24 protein-coding genes are annotated in these 13,541 nt (G+C 47.9%); 22 read left to right on the forward strand and 2 right to left on the reverse strand.

The window, feature by feature from the left end; translation table 11 throughout:
* From OXG10_05210 to pdxH, 22 genes are all read left to right on the forward strand, one after another.
* Positions 1–169, forward strand: a 169-nt coding sequence (locus tag OXG10_05210; GenBank protein ID MCY3826761.1) for an uL14 family ribosomal protein, incomplete at its 5' end; no start/stop codon positions are given.
* 2 nt (positions 170–171) lie between these two features.
* Positions 172–501: a 50S ribosomal protein L24 gene (gene rplX / locus OXG10_05215; GenBank protein ID MCY3826762.1), complete on the forward strand. Its 330-nt coding sequence runs from the start codon at positions 172–174 to the stop codon at positions 499–501.
* A gap of 4 nt (positions 502–505) precedes the next feature.
* Entirely contained in the window at positions 506–1,060 is a 555-nt protein-coding gene (rplE, locus tag OXG10_05220; GenBank protein ID MCY3826763.1) for a 50S ribosomal protein L5, read from the forward strand.
* Positions 1,061–1,072: 12 nt separating this feature from the next.
* Complete coding sequence (locus OXG10_05225; GenBank protein MCY3826764.1) at positions 1,073–1,258, forward strand: type Z 30S ribosomal protein S14; 186 nt, start codon at positions 1,073–1,075, stop codon at positions 1,256–1,258.
* A gap of 19 nt (positions 1,259–1,277) precedes the next feature.
* Complete coding sequence (rpsH, locus tag OXG10_05230; GenBank protein ID MCY3826765.1) at positions 1,278–1,670, forward strand: 30S ribosomal protein S8; 393 nt, start codon at positions 1,278–1,280, stop codon at positions 1,668–1,670.
* Between the two features lie 10 nt (positions 1,671–1,680).
* The gene (gene rplF / locus OXG10_05235) at positions 1,681–2,232 is read left to right on the forward strand and encodes a 50S ribosomal protein L6 (GenBank protein MCY3826766.1); all 552 of its coding nucleotides are present in this window, start codon (positions 1,681–1,683) and stop codon (positions 2,230–2,232) included.
* Positions 2,232–2,606 carry a 50S ribosomal protein L18 gene (rplR, locus tag OXG10_05240; GenBank protein ID MCY3826767.1) on the forward strand — a complete coding sequence of 125 codons (375 nt, stop codon included), beginning with the start codon at positions 2,232–2,234 and terminating at the stop codon, positions 2,604–2,606. Before rplF ends, rplR begins: the two co-directional genes overlap by 1 nt.
* Before the next feature lie 26 nt (positions 2,607–2,632).
* A complete protein-coding gene (gene rpsE / locus OXG10_05245; GenBank protein ID MCY3826768.1) occupies positions 2,633–3,163 on the forward strand; it encodes a 30S ribosomal protein S5 in 531 nt (176 codons plus the stop codon).
* Positions 3,164–3,195: 32 nt separating this feature from the next.
* Positions 3,196–3,627, forward strand: a complete 432-nt coding sequence (gene rplO, locus OXG10_05250) for a 50S ribosomal protein L15 (protein MCY3826769.1) — start codon at positions 3,196–3,198, stop codon at positions 3,625–3,627.
* The gene (gene secY / locus OXG10_05255) at positions 3,624–4,952 is read left to right on the forward strand and encodes a preprotein translocase subunit SecY (protein MCY3826770.1); all 1,329 of its coding nucleotides are present in this window, start codon (positions 3,624–3,626) and stop codon (positions 4,950–4,952) included. The genes rplO and secY overlap by 4 nt, the downstream gene beginning before the upstream one ends.
* 23 nt (positions 4,953–4,975) lie before the next feature.
* On the forward strand, positions 4,976–5,542 hold the full coding sequence (locus OXG10_05260) for an adenylate kinase (GenBank protein MCY3826771.1): 567 nt from the start codon (positions 4,976–4,978) through the stop codon (positions 5,540–5,542).
* A complete protein-coding gene (gene map, locus OXG10_05265) occupies positions 5,542–6,306 on the forward strand; it encodes a type I methionyl aminopeptidase (GenBank protein MCY3826772.1) in 765 nt (254 codons plus the stop codon). The genes OXG10_05260 and map overlap by 1 nt, the downstream gene beginning before the upstream one ends.
* A gap of 9 nt (positions 6,307–6,315) precedes the next feature.
* Positions 6,316–6,537: a translation initiation factor IF-1 gene (gene infA / locus OXG10_05270; GenBank protein MCY3826773.1), complete on the forward strand. Its 222-nt coding sequence runs from the start codon at positions 6,316–6,318 to the stop codon at positions 6,535–6,537.
* A gap of 19 nt (positions 6,538–6,556) precedes the next feature.
* Complete coding sequence (gene rpmJ, locus OXG10_05275; protein MCY3826774.1) at positions 6,557–6,670, forward strand: 50S ribosomal protein L36; 114 nt, start codon at positions 6,557–6,559, stop codon at positions 6,668–6,670.
* Between the two features lie 21 nt (positions 6,671–6,691).
* A complete protein-coding gene (rpsM, locus tag OXG10_05280; protein MCY3826775.1) occupies positions 6,692–7,072 on the forward strand; it encodes a 30S ribosomal protein S13 in 381 nt (126 codons plus the stop codon).
* A 12-nt stretch (positions 7,073–7,084) separates the two neighbouring features.
* Entirely contained in the window at positions 7,085–7,468 is a 384-nt protein-coding gene (rpsK, locus tag OXG10_05285) for a 30S ribosomal protein S11 (protein MCY3826776.1), read from the forward strand.
* 51 nt (positions 7,469–7,519) lie between these two features.
* Positions 7,520–8,158, forward strand: a complete 639-nt coding sequence (gene rpsD / locus OXG10_05290; protein ID MCY3826777.1) for a 30S ribosomal protein S4 — start codon at positions 7,520–7,522, stop codon at positions 8,156–8,158.
* A gap of 30 nt (positions 8,159–8,188) precedes the next feature.
* Positions 8,189–9,214, forward strand: coding sequence for a DNA-directed RNA polymerase subunit alpha (locus OXG10_05295; GenBank protein ID MCY3826778.1), 1,026 nt, complete (start codon positions 8,189–8,191; stop codon positions 9,212–9,214).
* 30 nt (positions 9,215–9,244) lie between these two features.
* Positions 9,245–9,823, forward strand: a complete 579-nt coding sequence (gene rplQ, locus OXG10_05300; protein MCY3826779.1) for a 50S ribosomal protein L17 — start codon at positions 9,245–9,247, stop codon at positions 9,821–9,823.
* Positions 9,824–9,892: 69 nt separating this feature from the next.
* A complete protein-coding gene (locus OXG10_05305; GenBank protein ID MCY3826780.1) occupies positions 9,893–10,906 on the forward strand; it encodes an LLM class flavin-dependent oxidoreductase in 1,014 nt (337 codons plus the stop codon).
* Positions 10,907–10,930: 24 nt separating this feature from the next.
* Entirely contained in the window at positions 10,931–11,827 is an 897-nt protein-coding gene (locus OXG10_05310) for a TIGR01777 family oxidoreductase (protein MCY3826781.1), read from the forward strand.
* Between the two features lies 1 nt (position 11,828).
* Entirely contained in the window at positions 11,829–12,473 is a 645-nt protein-coding gene (pdxH, locus tag OXG10_05315; protein ID MCY3826782.1) for a pyridoxamine 5'-phosphate oxidase, read from the forward strand.
* Positions 12,474–12,503: 30 nt separating this feature from the next.
* Here pdxH and ubiE read toward each other — a convergent pair whose 3' ends face one another.
* A complete protein-coding gene (gene ubiE / locus OXG10_05320) occupies positions 12,504–13,181 on the reverse strand; it encodes a bifunctional demethylmenaquinone methyltransferase/2-methoxy-6-polyprenyl-1,4-benzoquinol methylase UbiE (protein ID MCY3826783.1) in 678 nt (225 codons plus the stop codon).
* The coding region (locus tag OXG10_05325; GenBank protein ID MCY3826784.1) for a methylenetetrahydrofolate reductase at positions 13,181–13,541 on the reverse strand (361 nt) is incomplete at its 5' end. The genes OXG10_05325 and ubiE, both read right to left, overlap by 1 nt.

The raw sequence follows: 13,541 nt of genomic DNA on the forward strand, positions 1-13,541 counted from the left end.
GGAACAGAGAAGGCCGGATGGTACGTATGTGCGCTTTGATAACAATGCCGCCGTCATAATAGACAAGGAAAACGAGCCGATAGGTACGAGGGTTTTCGGACCGATCGCGCGTGAACTGAGGCTTAAGGGTTTTATGAAAATTATCTCGCTTGCTCCGGAGGTCGTCTGAACATGTCAGCTGGAAAGAGAAAGTTTCACATAAGGGCCGGGGATACGGTCTACGTGGTTGCGGGCAAGGAGAAAGGGAAGACCGGCAAGGTGCTGAGAATTGACAGAAACGTCGAAAAGGCCTTTGTGGAGAAGCTCAATATCATAAAGAGACACAACCGCCCGACGCAGAAAAACCCCGCTGGCGGAATCATCGAGAAAGAGGCCGGAATCCATGTCTCGAATCTGATGCTGTACGATTCCGAGAGCAGTCAGCCGGTAAAAGTTGGGTATAGAACCGGCGAGGACGGTAAAAAAATAAGGTACAACAGAAGGACTGGAAAGGAAATCTGAGAAAATGGTTCCGAGAATAAAGACCCTATATAAGAGCGAGGTCGTACCCGCACTGATTGAAAAATTTTCCTACGGAAACACTATGCAGGTTCCAAGGCTTGAGAAAATAGTAGTGAACATGGGACTTGGAAGACTTAGTGAAGCCGGGAGACAGACAAAGGTAATAGACGAAGCCGTCTCGGAACTTGCGGGGATAACAGGACAAAGGCCGGTGGTTACCAAGGCCCGGAAGTCAGTTGCGGGTTCCAAGCTCAGGGAAGGCCAGCCGATAGGCTGCATGGTTACGCTCCGGGGAGAGAGAATGTATGAGTTTTTCGACCGTTTGGTGAATCTCGCCCTTCCAAGAGTCAGGGATTTCAAGGGACTGTCGCCGCGGGCTTTTGACGGTTCCGGCAACTATACTCTGGGAATAAGGGAGCACCTGGTTTTTCCTGAAATAGATTACAGCAAGGTTCAGTACAACAAGGGAATGAATATTAGTCTGATTACCACTTCAAAAACCGATGCCGAGGCCATGGAACTTCTTGCCGGTCTCGGAGTGCCGTTTGCGAATAATTAGAAGAGAGGAATTATGGCCAGAAAAGCATTACTTGAGAAATCGAAGAGGAAGCCGAAGTTTCGCGTGCGTGCGGTTAACCGTTGCGTACTCTGCGGGAGGCCGAGAGGTTTTATGAGAAAATTCGGCATCTGCAGGGTCTGTTTCAGGGATCTTGCCAGCAAGGGACATCTTCCGGGCGTGAGAAAAGCGAGTTTTTAAGAAATATGTTGGAGAGAAAATGACGGATCCGATTGCAGATATGTTAACCAGAATAAGGAACGCCTTTATGGTGGGTCACAACCATGTCGAGATTCCCGGTTCGGTTATAAAAGGCGAGATTGCCAGGGTTCTTACTGAGGAAGGCTACGTGGAGAGTTATAAAATTACTGAAGAAGGGGTAAAGAAAACCATAAGCATCAAGTTGAAGTACGGTCCTGACGGCAAGGCGGCAGTAGATGAGATAAAGAGGATAAGCAAGCCATCAAGAAGGGTTTACGTTGGCAAAGATGATATTCCGAGGGTCAGGGGCGGAATGGGAATTTCAATACTTTCTACTTCAAGCGGAATAATGACGGGGGTTGCTGCAAGGAGCAAAAGGATAGGCGGGGAGATTCTCTGCACGGTGATCTGAGGACAGACGAATGTCAAGAATAGGAACAAAACCAGTGGTTATTCCCGACGGGGTAACGGCGACGCCCAGACAGGGGGCTATCGAAATCAAGGGGCCAAAGGGAAGCCTTGAGGTTACGGTGCCCGAGGGAATAAAAGCCGTACTTGAGAACGGAACCGTGGTTGTTTCCAGGCAAAGCGAGGAGAAAAGAATAAAGTCTTTTCACGGTCTTACGCGAAGCCTTATTAACAATTCAGTAATAGGGGTGAGTGAAGGATTTACCAAGGTACTTCGCATAACCGGTACGGGTTACAAGGCGGATCTCTTGGGGAAAGCAGGACTCAGGTTTTCACTCGGTTACTCACACCCGGTTGATTTTTCACTTCCCCAGGGCGTAGAAGCGACCGTGGAGGAACGGGGCACCTTGCTCTCGCTTCATGGAATTGACAAGCAGCTCGTGGGAGAGACCGCGGCACGCATAAGGAAGATAAGACCACCCGATTCCTATAAGGGCAAGGGTGTTCGTTACGAAGGTGAGAAGTTGAAGCTTAAACCCGGAAAAGCTGGAGCGGCTACTAAGTAATGATAAAAAAGAAAAGCAGAAATCTGGCGCGTAAAAGAAGACACCTTGCTGTGAGGAAAAAGATAAACGGCACCGCGGAGATTCCCAGGGTTTCCGTTTTCCGCTCGGCAAGGCATATATACGCCCAACTAATAGATGATACCGCAGAAGTCACCCTTCTTCAGGCATCAACGATGTTTTCTGAGACGAAAAAGAGATTGTCTGCTGAGAACATGAAGAAAACCGAGGTTGCCAAAGAGGTCGGAAAGCATCTCGGGGAGATGGCTGTTCAGAAGGGCATAACCAGGGTGCGTTTCGACAGAGGGGGTTACGCTTACCACGGAAGGATAAAGTCGCTTGCCGACGGGATCCGCGAGGCGGGAGTGGAGTTTTAGGAGAAAAATTAAAGGAGGCTTTGGTTTTGGCAGAGGAGAGAATAAATCCGGCAGAACTTGAATTGCAAGAAAAAGTGGTTCACATAAGGAGGGTCGCTAAGGTGACCAAGGGTGGGAAAAGATTCCACTTTACTGTTCTTGCCGTGGTCGGAAACTCCGACGGAATTGTGGGAGCCGGACTGGGAAAATCGAATGAGGTTCCTGATGCCGTAAGAAAGGCGGTTGAAAAAGCAAAGAAAACTCTAATAAGGGTGCCGCGCAACGGCGCCACCATACCGCACGGAATTCACACGGAATATGTGTCAAGCAAGGTTATGCTCCTGCCTGCTGCCCCGGGTACGGGCGTTATAGCGGGTGGTGCAGTGCGAGCGGTGGTCGAACTTGCCGGCATACACGATGTTCTCTCGAAAGTTGTCGGATCAAGGAATCCGCTTAATGTTGTTATGGCGGTTGTAAAGGGACTCTCGGAACTGCAGGTTCCCGAAGAAATCGCGAAGACGAGGAACAAGGAGATAAAGGACCTCGATCTTCCCAATTACTATGATGCGGCGCAGTAGAACGCGCGCTTAACAGTGGAGTGCAAAAGGAAATGTTAAACGAACTTTCGCCGGTTAAGGGATCTAAAACAAAAAGAAAAAGGGTAGGAAGAGGTGCGGGTTCCCAAGGGAAAACCAGCGGAAGAGGGCACAAGGGCCAAGGATCCCGTTCGGGGAAAGGGGTATCCAGATGGTTTGAAGGCGGTCAGACTCCACTCAAAATGAGAAGCCCGAAAAGGGGCTTTACAAACATATTCAAAAAACAGTACGACATAGTTAACTTGAAGGATCTTGAGCGTTTTGCGGATGCGGAGTCGGTTACGATCCAGACGCTTGCCGAGGCGGGAATAGTAAGCGGCAAAAAACCCGTAAAACTCCTGGCTACCGGCGAGATTGCCTCGGCGCTCTCCATAACGGTTAATGCCTGCAGTGAGGCGGCCGCGCGCAAGATAAACGACGCGGGAGGAAAAGTGGAGATAGTATGAGCAGTAATGTCGCGTCACTTCCCAGGATTCCGGAGCTTAACAGGAAGCTGCTTTTTACAGCCGCAATGCTCATTGTTTACAGGGCAGGGGTTTTCGTTCCGATTCCGGGAATCGATCCGGACCAGATTGCCAAGATGTTCGAGCAGACCCGCGGCACGATATTCGACATACTTAACATGTTTTCCGGGGGAGCACTTGAGCAGGCGTCAATTTTTGCCCTGGGGGTTATGCCCTACATTACCGCCTCAATCATCATGTCGCTTCTGGTAAAGGCCTTCCCTTCACTTGAAGCAATGCAGAAAGAAGGTGACGCCGGAAGGAGAAGAATAAATCAGTACACAAGGTACGGCACCGTTCTTATATGTCTCGTTCAGGGCTTTATGCTTGCGGTTACCCTTGAGCGCGGCGGGGTAGGAGCGGCCACTGTCGGAAGTGCCGTTACGGACCCCGGTCTGATGTTCAAGGTTACGGCAGTTCTCACGCTCACCGCGGGCGGACTTTTTGTTATGTGGCTTGGAGAGCAGATAACAGAGAATGGAATCGGAAACGGGGTATCTCTTCTTATCGCCGCATCGATAATCGCCAGTATTCCCGGGGCGTTCTGGAACCTCTCAAGGCTCGTTGGCACGGGTGAGATTACCGTTTTGGGGGTTTTGCTTATTTTTATTTTCCTAGGGTTTCTTATGGGCCTTATAGTTTACTTTGAGCGTTCCTACCGGAAAATACCGGTTCAGTACCCCAGAAGGGTCGTAGGGAGGAAGGTAATGGGAGGGCAGAGTTCCCATCTGCCTCTTAAAACCAATCCTTCGGGGGTCATTCCTCCGATCTTCGCTTCTTCGATCCTTATTTTCCCCGCTACGATTGTTACGTTTGCCGATGTTCCGGCTATTCGCACCTTCTCTGACCTTGTGTTTCAAAACGTGTTCGTATACAACCTGATCTTTGCAATACTCATAATATTCTTTGCCTTCTTCTATACTTCAATAATTTACGACCCGGACGATCTCTCGGATAACCTGAGGAAAAACGGCGGAAACATACCGGGAATAAGGCCGGGCAGAAAGACATCGGAGTACATAGGCAATGTGCTCGGAAAAATTACTTTTATAGGGGCTATATACGTGGCGGCGGTCTGCGTGTTGCCGGCGTTTCTTGAGAGAGAACCTTTTAATCTGCCGTTTTACTTCGGAGGCGTGTCACTTCTTATCGTAATAGGAGTAACACTTGATTTCATGCAGCAGATCGAATCTTTTCTGATAACTCACAGTTATGAAGGATTTATAAAGAAGAGGGGAATGAAGGAACCCCAGAGGTACAGATTCTGACGCAAGGGAGAATACCAAAGACTATGAGATTGATACTGTTTGGGCCGCCAGGGGCTGGAAAGGGAACGCAGGCTGATTTCATCAGGGAAAAATACGAGGTTGAGCATATATCGACTGGTGATGTGCTGCGTGAAGCCATGAAAAACGAGACTGAAGTTGGGCTTTACGCTAAGTCGTTCATGGACAAGGGAGAGCTTGTACCTGATGAAGTCGTGACGGAAATAATAAGACAGAAAATATCTGCGATTGGCGAGAGAGGTTTTATGCTTGACGGTTTTCCTAGAACTCTGGAGCAGGCAAGATCTCTTAACGGTATTCTCACTGATGCCGGAATCGGCATTGACGCAGTTATTTCCCTCGAGGTTCCCGACGAAGAAGTTGTGCAGCGAATAACCAAACGCCAGAAAATAGAGGGCAGGCGGGACGACACAGAGGATGTGATAAGGAACAGACTTAGAGTTTACAAGGATCAGACATCTCCTCTTAAGGATTTTTACGAAAAAACCGGCGTTCTGCGTGCAGTTGAGGGAATAGGACAGATATCGGATATCGCCGGGAGAATAGACGGTGTGCTGAAGCGGTTGCAATAATGATTCGCTTGAAGAACAGAGAAGAGCTTAAACGCATGAGGGCTGCTGGCAGGGTGGTTTCCGAAGTGCTTATGAGGCTTGAGGAAGAGGCAAAGGAAGGAGTGACCACCTGGGAGCTTAACGAGATTGCGGAAAGAATGTGCGCAACAGGAGGCTTTAAGCCTGCTTTTAAAGGTTACGCAAATTATCCAGCGTCGGTGTGCTTTGCCCTTAACGAAGAGATAGTGCACGGTATTCCCTCGAAGAAAAAGGTGCTTAAGGACGGGGACATAGTAGGAATAGATTTCGGAGTACTGCTGGACGGTTATTACGCCGACTCGGCAATAACGGTTGCGGTCGGTAAAATCCGTCCTGTTGCCGAAAAACTGCTTCGGGTTACTAGGGATTCCCTCTATAGGGGCATAGACATGGTGAAAAGTTCAAACAGAGTTCTGGATATATCAAAAGAGATACAGACCTATGTTGAAAATGAGGGTTTTTCTATAGTCAGAGATTTTGTTGGTCACGGAATAGGCAGGGAACTTCACGAGGAGCCGCAAGTGCCGAATTTTATTCCTCCGAATGGTAAAGGAGGAGGAATAAGACTTCGTTCTGGAATGGTTATGGCCATAGAACCTATGGTAAACGAGGGGTCGGAGAAAACGAAGATACTCGAAGACGGGTGGACGGCGGTTACTTATGATGGTAAACTTTCCGCTCATTTTGAGCATACTGTGGCCCTTACGGATAACGGCCCTGAAATTCTTACCGAAAGGATTCACTAGGAACGGGTGATGGAGAAAGAAGAGAAAATAGAGTTTGAAGGAACTATAACCAAAGCTTTGCCCAATGCGATGTTCATGGTCGAGATAGAGAACAATCACGAGGTGCTGGCTTATGTGTCCGGTAAAATGAGAACCAGATTCATAAGGATACTTCCTGGAGACAGGGTAAAACTTGAGATATCTCCCTACGATCTTACGAAGGGAAGGATTACCTACAGGCTCAAAAAATAAACAGGGGGACGGAAGCAAGGTGAAAGTTAGGGCATCGGTAAAAAAAATATGCGACAAGTGCAAGATAATCAGACGCAAGGGAGTTGTGCGCGTGATCTGCGTTAACAAAAGATGCAAGCAGAGACAAGGATAGCGCCGAGGAGGATATGCCTTAATGCCTAGAATAGCAGGTGTTGATATACCGCTTAACAAAAGAGTAGAGGTAGGTCTTACGTATATCTACGGTATAGGTAGGGCGACTTCAAACGTTATACTCGATAAGGCCGGTATAGATATAAACAAAAAATCAGGGGATCTTGACGATCAGGAAGTAACAAAACTGCGGACGATAATTGAAGGCGAGTACACCGTTGAGGGAGACCTGAGAAAGGAGGTCCAACTCAACATAAAGCGCCTAATAGAGATAGGTTGCTACAGGGGTATTAGACACAGGACGGGACTTCCGGTAAGGGGACAGAAAACCAAGTCGAACGCAAGAACGAGAAAGGGTCGCAGGGGTACAGCGATAGCGAAGAAGAAAAAAGCCGGTAAATAAGGGTTTTTGCAGATGAGCAGAAAATTCACAAAGAAGAAAACAAAGAAATTTGTCGAACATGGAGTGGTCAACATACAGGCTACTTTTAACAACACTATAGTCACAATCAGCGATATGAATGGAAACGTCATAGCTTGGTCAAGCGGTGGCAACAGGGGGTTTAAGGGCACTAGGAAGGGGACGCCGTTTGCGGCCCAGGTGGCGGCGGATGACGCATCGAAAAAGGCAAAGACCTTTGGGCTGAAGTCAGCTAATGTTTACGTGAGCGGTCCCGGTCCCGGAAGGGAGCCGGCGATAAGAGCCGTTCAGGCTGCTGGGGTGAAAGTGATGATGATAAAGGATGTCACCCCGATTCCCCATAATGGTTGCAGACCACCTGGAAGAAGAAGGGTGTAGGCATTATGGGAGAGATCATGTTCACGTTGTTTTCGAGGAGGAAGAAGGTAATTGGCCAGGTATAGAGGACCATCTTGCAAGCTTTGCAGAAGAGAGGGCGAACAGCTTTTTCTTAAGGGTGCTAGGTGTTATACGTCAAAATGTGCCATACAGAAAAGGCCTAACCGTGGACCTGGAGTTCACGGGGCCGCAATTGGCCGTTCGAAGTTCTCCGATTACGGAATAAGATTGAGGGAAAAACAAAAGGTTAAGCGTATTTACGGGTTGACCGAAAAACAGTTCAGCCGTTATTTTGCCGAGGCTGCGAGGAGAAGCGGAGTGACTGGCGCAATGCTCATACTGCTTCTTGAGAGAAGGCTTGACAATGTGGTCTACCGTCTCGGGTTTGCGAGTTCTCGCAACGAGGCCAGACACTTAGTCTGGCTTGGACATGTTCTCGTGGACGGCAAGAGAGTCAACATTCCCTCTTTCAGCGTTGAGCAGGGAAACAAAATAGAAATCAAGGCAAAAACCAGAAGTAACCCGCACGTTAATCAGTCTCTTGAAGGTCTTGAGAGAAGGGGTTTTCCCCAGTGGCTCGAGCTTGACAGGGAAAATTACAGCGGAGTTGTAACCAAGCTTCCCGAGAGAGAGGACGTGACGGTTCCCATAGATGAACAGTTGATCGTTGAGTTTTACTCAAGAGTTTAGAAAAGCCTGGCACACACGGAGGTGTGAAACTTGGAGAATTTTCAGAAAAACTGGAGAGATTTGCAATATCCCAAAGCGCTTGAAAAAGACGAGCAGGTATCAACTCCTTTCTACAGCAAATTTATCTGCGAGCCTCTTGAACCGGGTTACGGTATTACCCTTGGTAACGCGCTTAGAAGGGTTCTCTTGTCCTCGATACAGGGTCCCGCTATTACCGCTGTCAAGATAGACAAAGTACGGCACGAATTTTCTACCATACCGGGAGTTATGGAAGATGTTACTGAGATCATACTGAACCTTAAGAACGTGGATCTCAAAATGCATACTTACGATCCGCAGACAGTAATTCTGAAAGCGGAGGGCCCGGCAGAAGTCAAGGCGTCCGACATAGAAACGACCCACATGGTGGAAGTGGTTAACGGCGAACAGCATATAGCAACCTTGGGGGATGACGCGAAGCTTGAAATGGAACTGACAGTGAAGATGGGAAGCGGTTACGAGCCAGTATCGAGAAGAGAGACTGAGAAGTCAATAGGCCTGATACATGTTGATGCGTTCTTCTCGCCCGTCAAAAAAGTTAATTACTCAGTTACCAACGCCAGGGTAGGGCAGAGGACCGATTATCAGAAACTGACCGTTGAAATATGGACAAACGGTACGATTCTTCCCGAAGAGGCGCTTGCTTACAGTGCAAAAATTATTAAGCAGCAGCTAAACGTCTTCATTGATTTTGATGAGGAACTCGTGGACAAGGTGGAAGAGGAAGAGTCCATGGGTATAAGTGGGACCGACGACAAGCTTTTTATCCCTATAGAGGACGTGGAACTTTCGGTGAGATCTATAAACTGTCTTAAAAAGGCGGAAATAAAATACATTGGAGAAGTAGTTCAGAGGACAGACCAACAACTTCTTGATCTTGAGAATTTCGGAAAAACTTCCCTTGAAGAGGTGAACGCTAGACTTAAGGAAATGGGTCTGAGTCTTGGGATGGTTATAGACACCGAGGTCTTTGAAGACGAAAAGCAAAGGCGGAGTTCTGAGAATTCCGGAGAGTGATCGGGATTCGGGTCCGTATACGGTGGAAAGATGAGACACAGAAAATCGGGAAGAAAACTGGGAGTTACTACAAAACACAGAAAGGCCATGTTCCGCAACATGGCTACGGACCTTTTGCGTAACGGCAGGATAAATACAACTGACACAAGGGCCAAGGAAATAAGAAGGGTTGTGGAGAAGCTCGTAACTTTGGGTAAAAACGGCAGTCTTCACGCGAGAAGAAAGGCTCTGGGATATATAAGGGATCGTGCAGTTGTGGAAAAACTTTTCTCCGAACTTGCCCAGAGGTATATGGAGCGTCCCGGTGGCTATACGAGGATTGTGAAACTTGGTTACAGAAGGGGAGATAATGCCCCCATTTCTCTTGTTGAACTCGTGACCGAGGAGTACAAGGCCAAGAAAAAAAGACGGAAGGCAAAACCCAAGGCCGAAACCAAGAGCGCGCCGAAGAAAAGTTCGAAGAAGAAATCCGCAGAAGAACTTGGTCTGGTTGAGCAACAAGAAACCGCCGAGGGGCAGGTGGACGAACAGGGTGAAGCCGAGATGACAGAAGCGGAATCCCAAGAACCCAAAGAGCAAGCCGGTTCTTCCGAAAAGACTGAGGATTAGTTCCTTCTTTTTTCCCCGCACATACCTGGCGGGTTTTTTCCGTCTTCCCTATTATTTATAATAGACCTGATGAAAAGAATCGGGTTTATACTTGATGCAGGATCAATTGAAGAACTCAAGGATCTAGCTGTTGCTGCGGAGAAAGCGAATTTCCACTCCGTCTGGGCTACGGAACTTTACAGGACCCCTTTTCAGCAGCTCTCTGCAATTGCTCCAGTCACCTCTGAAATAAAGCTCGGCACCGCAGTTGCTCTTGCCTTTGTGAGAAGCCCGCTGGTTACTTCCATTACTTCTCTTGATCTTGACGAAATTAGTTCGGGGAGGTTGATACTGGGTCTTGGTACCGGGGCAAAGAGAACGAACGAGAATTTCCACGGTGTTTTCTATGGAGACAGGCCGGTTGCGAGGATAAGAGAATGCGTTGGGTTAATAAGGGAAATTCTGTCCGAGGCTCATACAGGCAACGATATTGTTTTCGAAGGGCAGTTCTACAGAGTAAACACAAGGGGTTACAAGAGGGCTTTTGAACCTATCAGACAAAATATACCTATATTCGTGGCCGGTATAGGAAGCAACATGGTTGGTGCTGCTGCCGAAATCGCGGACGGTTACATGGGACATGTAGTCTGTTCGCTTGAATATATAAAAAGGGTAGTTTCACCTTCGCTTGAAGAAAGACTTGAGAAAAGTGGAAAAAACGGAGATTTTACGAAATGCTCGATTATTACCTGTGCCGTTTCCCATGACTGGGAGAGGGCGAGAGAAGCCGCTCGGGCGACCATAGCCTTTTACGCTACGGTAAAAGCCTATGATCCTCCTTTCAGGCTTCACGGTTTTACGGATGAGGTTAAAGGGATAAGGGATGCTTTTCGTAAAAAAGATATCCGTGCGATGATAAAAGGTGTCAGTGATGAAATGGTTGAAGCGTTTGCCGTTGTGGGGGATGCGGAACATTGCAGGGAGAGAGTGGAGGAGTACAGGAAATATGTAGACCTTCCTGTACTCAGTGCCCCTCATTATTTTCTTGATTTCAGGGAGGTAAGGGAGTACCAGGAGCGATTGATCGAGGCCTTTGCCTCGTGAGACCCGGGTTTTTTAGCTAGGAAAATGAAAATACTTGTTTCAGGATCGACCGGAACCGTGGGAACCCATCTTCTTAATTCCATTCCCTCGGATTCCTATGAGGTCTGGCGTCTTGTAAGGTCGCAGGTGGAAGGAGAGAATCTGATTTTCTGGAATCCAAAGGAGGGCTATATCGAAGATCCATCTTTGCTTGAGGGTTTTGACGCAGTTGTTCATCTCTCAGGGGAGAATATAGTGTGCAGATGGACTGAAGAGAAAAAGAATTCGATACGGCAGAGCAGGGTGCACAGTACCCGGTACTTGGTGAGTCTTTTCTCTGCGCTTCAACATCCTCCCAAAACCCTTATCTGTGCTTCGGCAATCGGTTACTATGGGGACAGGGGGGAAGAAGGACTTACTGAGCGTTCCGTGGCTGGCTCTGGGTTTCTTCCTGATGTTTGCTGCGAATGGGAGAATGAGGCTCAAGGGGCCTCTGACCTTGGAGCAAGGGTCATAAACCTGCGCTTAGGCGTCGTACTAAGTCCCGAAGGAGGCATATTGAGTTCTTTGCTGCCTCTTTTTAAAATGGGTCTTGGGGGAGTTATTGGAAGTGGCGATCAGTACCTAAGCTGGATATCGATAGAAGACCTTTCGCGGATAATTATTTATCTGCTGGAGCGGGGAGAGGTAAACGGTCCCGTTAATGCGGTATCTCCAAATCCGGTGACTAACAGGCAGTTTACCGCCACTCTTGCGTCAGTTCTACGAAGACCCGCATGGTTTTCAACTCCCGCATTTGCCGTAAGGCTTTTGTTCGGAGAGATGGGCCGCTCCACGATGCTTGTCGGCTGCAAGGTTTTTCCTGAGAAACTTCTTTCCTCCGGTTACGAGTTTTTGCACGAAGATCTGGGTTGCGTACTTGAGGATGTTGTTCTGAAATAAAATGTCGAAGAAAAATAAGTTCCATTCACGCCAGTACCTGAAATTGAAACTTGAAAGAAAAGATCTTGACGAAAACCCGTTTGTTCAGTTTGATCTCTGGTATGGCGAGGTTCTTAAAGCGGAAATCGATTTTCCAAACGCTTTTATTCTTTCTACGGTAGGAGCGGATGGCGTTCCGTCCTCAAGAGTGGTGCTTCTCAAGGGTTATGACGAAAGGGGTTTTTCCTTCTATTCAAATTCTCTTAGTCGTAAGGGACGAGATGTAGCTGAGAATCCGGTCGCTTCGCTTTGCTTCTGGTGGTCTGAATTTGAAAGACAGGTGAAGATAGACGGCGAAGTCTCACTTCTGCCAGAACGGGAAGCCGATGAATATTTTACGTCTAGACCTCGCCAAAGCCGGGTAGGAGCATGTGTTTCGAAGCAGAGCGAGGTTGTTGCAAGCAGGCAACTGCTTGAGGAGCAATACGACCAGTTCCGGTCTGAACGGAAAGGAAAAAGTATAGCGCGGCCTGAATTCTGGAAAGGATACGTAGTGAGTCCAGTGCGCTTTGAGTTCTGGCAGGGAAGAAAGAACAGGCTTCACGATCGTTTCAGATATATTCCTTCCCCAGATGGTGGCTGGAGTATAGACAGGCTTTACCCATAGTCCGCGGAAAGAAGAATCGATAGCTCCTGATTATCTGGTTGCGCGATAGAGCGCTACTACTCCCATAGTGAGTTCCGAGTATTGGCAATCCCGAAATCCTGCGTTTTCAAGATGGCTTATGAAATTCTTTCTTTGAGGAAACGCGGCGGCGGATTCAGCAAGATATCTGTATTCCTTGCCCCTGCCGTAGATGCTTCCGACAAGAGGCATCAAGACTCTGAAGTAAAACATGTATATGGGTTTGAAAACGGGGTTTTTCGGAATCGCAAATTCAAGTATGAAGAGTTTTCCGTTTTCCTTTAGGACCCTTCTCATCTCTCTCAGGGAAAGTTCGTAATCTACTGTGTTTCTTATACCGAATGCTATGGTGACGGAGTTAAACTGTTTCTCCGCAAAGGGGAGATTTTCAGCCACGGCCGATACAAGGGCTATTTTGCCCCTTAAATCAAGGTCCTTAATTTTCTTTTTTGCTATCCGGAGCATGTTCATGCTGGGATCAATCCCGACCGTTTTGGTTGCGGGGTGTTTTTTTGCGATTTCAATCGCAACTTCTGCCGTCCCGGTTGCTATGTCCAGGTTGTACTCGACGTCGCGCAACTCTTCTGCGAGCTTCTTTCTCCAGAGTTTGTGAATTCCAAGGCTGAACAGAGTGTTTAGCCAGTCGTAGTGACTAGCCACTTCATCGAAAATTTTCCTTGTTTCAGGCATCAGACGGATTCCAGAATCCTTTCTATGTGGGAGGTTCTGTTGAGAACATAGAAATGAATTCCAGGTACTTTTTCGGCGATAAGTTCCCTTACCTGGTCTCTGCACTGTGCGATTCCCACTTCCACCGCCTTGCGGTTATCGTCTCCCGCATCTTCCAGTTTCTTTCTCAGGGCTTCAGGTATCTCCGTTCCGCAAAGAGACGATATTCTTATCACCTGTTTCGATGAGAGCACGGGCATAAGACCCGGGATTACGGGAAGGTCTATTCCTGCTGCCCTTACTCTGTCGACGTAATCAAAATAGTAACGGAAAACAAAAAAGAGCTGAGTAATTATGATATCGGCTCCGGCATCCACCTTT

The organism is Candidatus Dadabacteria bacterium (genome assembly GCA_026706695.1).
GTDB lineage: Bacteria > Desulfobacterota_D > UBA1144 > Nemesobacterales > Nemesobacteraceae > Nemesobacter.

Excerpts from the sequence above, each read along its gene's own strand:
- rplO (MCY3826769.1), top strand. The coding sequence starts at position 3,196 with ATGTTAAACGAACTTTCGCCGGTTAAGGGATCTAAAACAAAAAGAAAA.
- rplQ (MCY3826779.1), top strand. The coding sequence starts at position 9,245 with ATGAGACACAGAAAATCGGGAAGAAAACTGGGAGTTACTACAAAACAC.
- OXG10_05260 (MCY3826771.1), top strand. The coding sequence starts at position 4,976 with ATGAGATTGATACTGTTTGGGCCGCCAGGGGCTGGAAAGGGAACGCAG.
- rpsM (MCY3826775.1), top strand. The coding sequence starts at position 6,692 with ATGCCTAGAATAGCAGGTGTTGATATACCGCTTAACAAAAGAGTAGAG.
- rplR (MCY3826767.1), top strand. The coding sequence starts at position 2,232 with ATGATAAAAAAGAAAAGCAGAAATCTGGCGCGTAAAAGAAGACACCTT.
- pdxH (MCY3826782.1), top strand. The coding sequence starts at position 11,829 with ATGTCGAAGAAAAATAAGTTCCATTCACGCCAGTACCTGAAATTGAAA.
- map (MCY3826772.1), top strand. The coding sequence starts at position 5,542 with ATGATTCGCTTGAAGAACAGAGAAGAGCTTAAACGCATGAGGGCTGCT.
- OXG10_05310 (MCY3826781.1), top strand. The coding sequence starts at position 10,931 with ATGAAAATACTTGTTTCAGGATCGACCGGAACCGTGGGAACCCATCTT.
- rpsH (MCY3826765.1), top strand. The coding sequence starts at position 1,278 with ATGACGGATCCGATTGCAGATATGTTAACCAGAATAAGGAACGCCTTT.
- rplX (MCY3826762.1), top strand. The coding sequence starts at position 172 with ATGTCAGCTGGAAAGAGAAAGTTTCACATAAGGGCCGGGGATACGGTC.
- OXG10_05305 (MCY3826780.1), top strand. The coding sequence starts at position 9,893 with ATGAAAAGAATCGGGTTTATACTTGATGCAGGATCAATTGAAGAACTC.
- rpsK (MCY3826776.1), top strand. The coding sequence starts at position 7,085 with ATGAGCAGAAAATTCACAAAGAAGAAAACAAAGAAATTTGTCGAACAT.
- secY (MCY3826770.1), top strand. The coding sequence starts at position 3,624 with ATGAGCAGTAATGTCGCGTCACTTCCCAGGATTCCGGAGCTTAACAGG.
- infA (MCY3826773.1), top strand. The coding sequence starts at position 6,316 with ATGGAGAAAGAAGAGAAAATAGAGTTTGAAGGAACTATAACCAAAGCT.
- ubiE (MCY3826783.1), bottom strand. The coding sequence starts at position 13,181 with ATGCCTGAAACAAGGAAAATTTTCGATGAAGTGGCTAGTCACTACGAC.
- rplF (MCY3826766.1), top strand. The coding sequence starts at position 1,681 with ATGTCAAGAATAGGAACAAAACCAGTGGTTATTCCCGACGGGGTAACG.
- rplE (MCY3826763.1), top strand. The coding sequence starts at position 506 with ATGGTTCCGAGAATAAAGACCCTATATAAGAGCGAGGTCGTACCCGCA.
- OXG10_05225 (MCY3826764.1), top strand. The coding sequence starts at position 1,073 with ATGGCCAGAAAAGCATTACTTGAGAAATCGAAGAGGAAGCCGAAGTTT.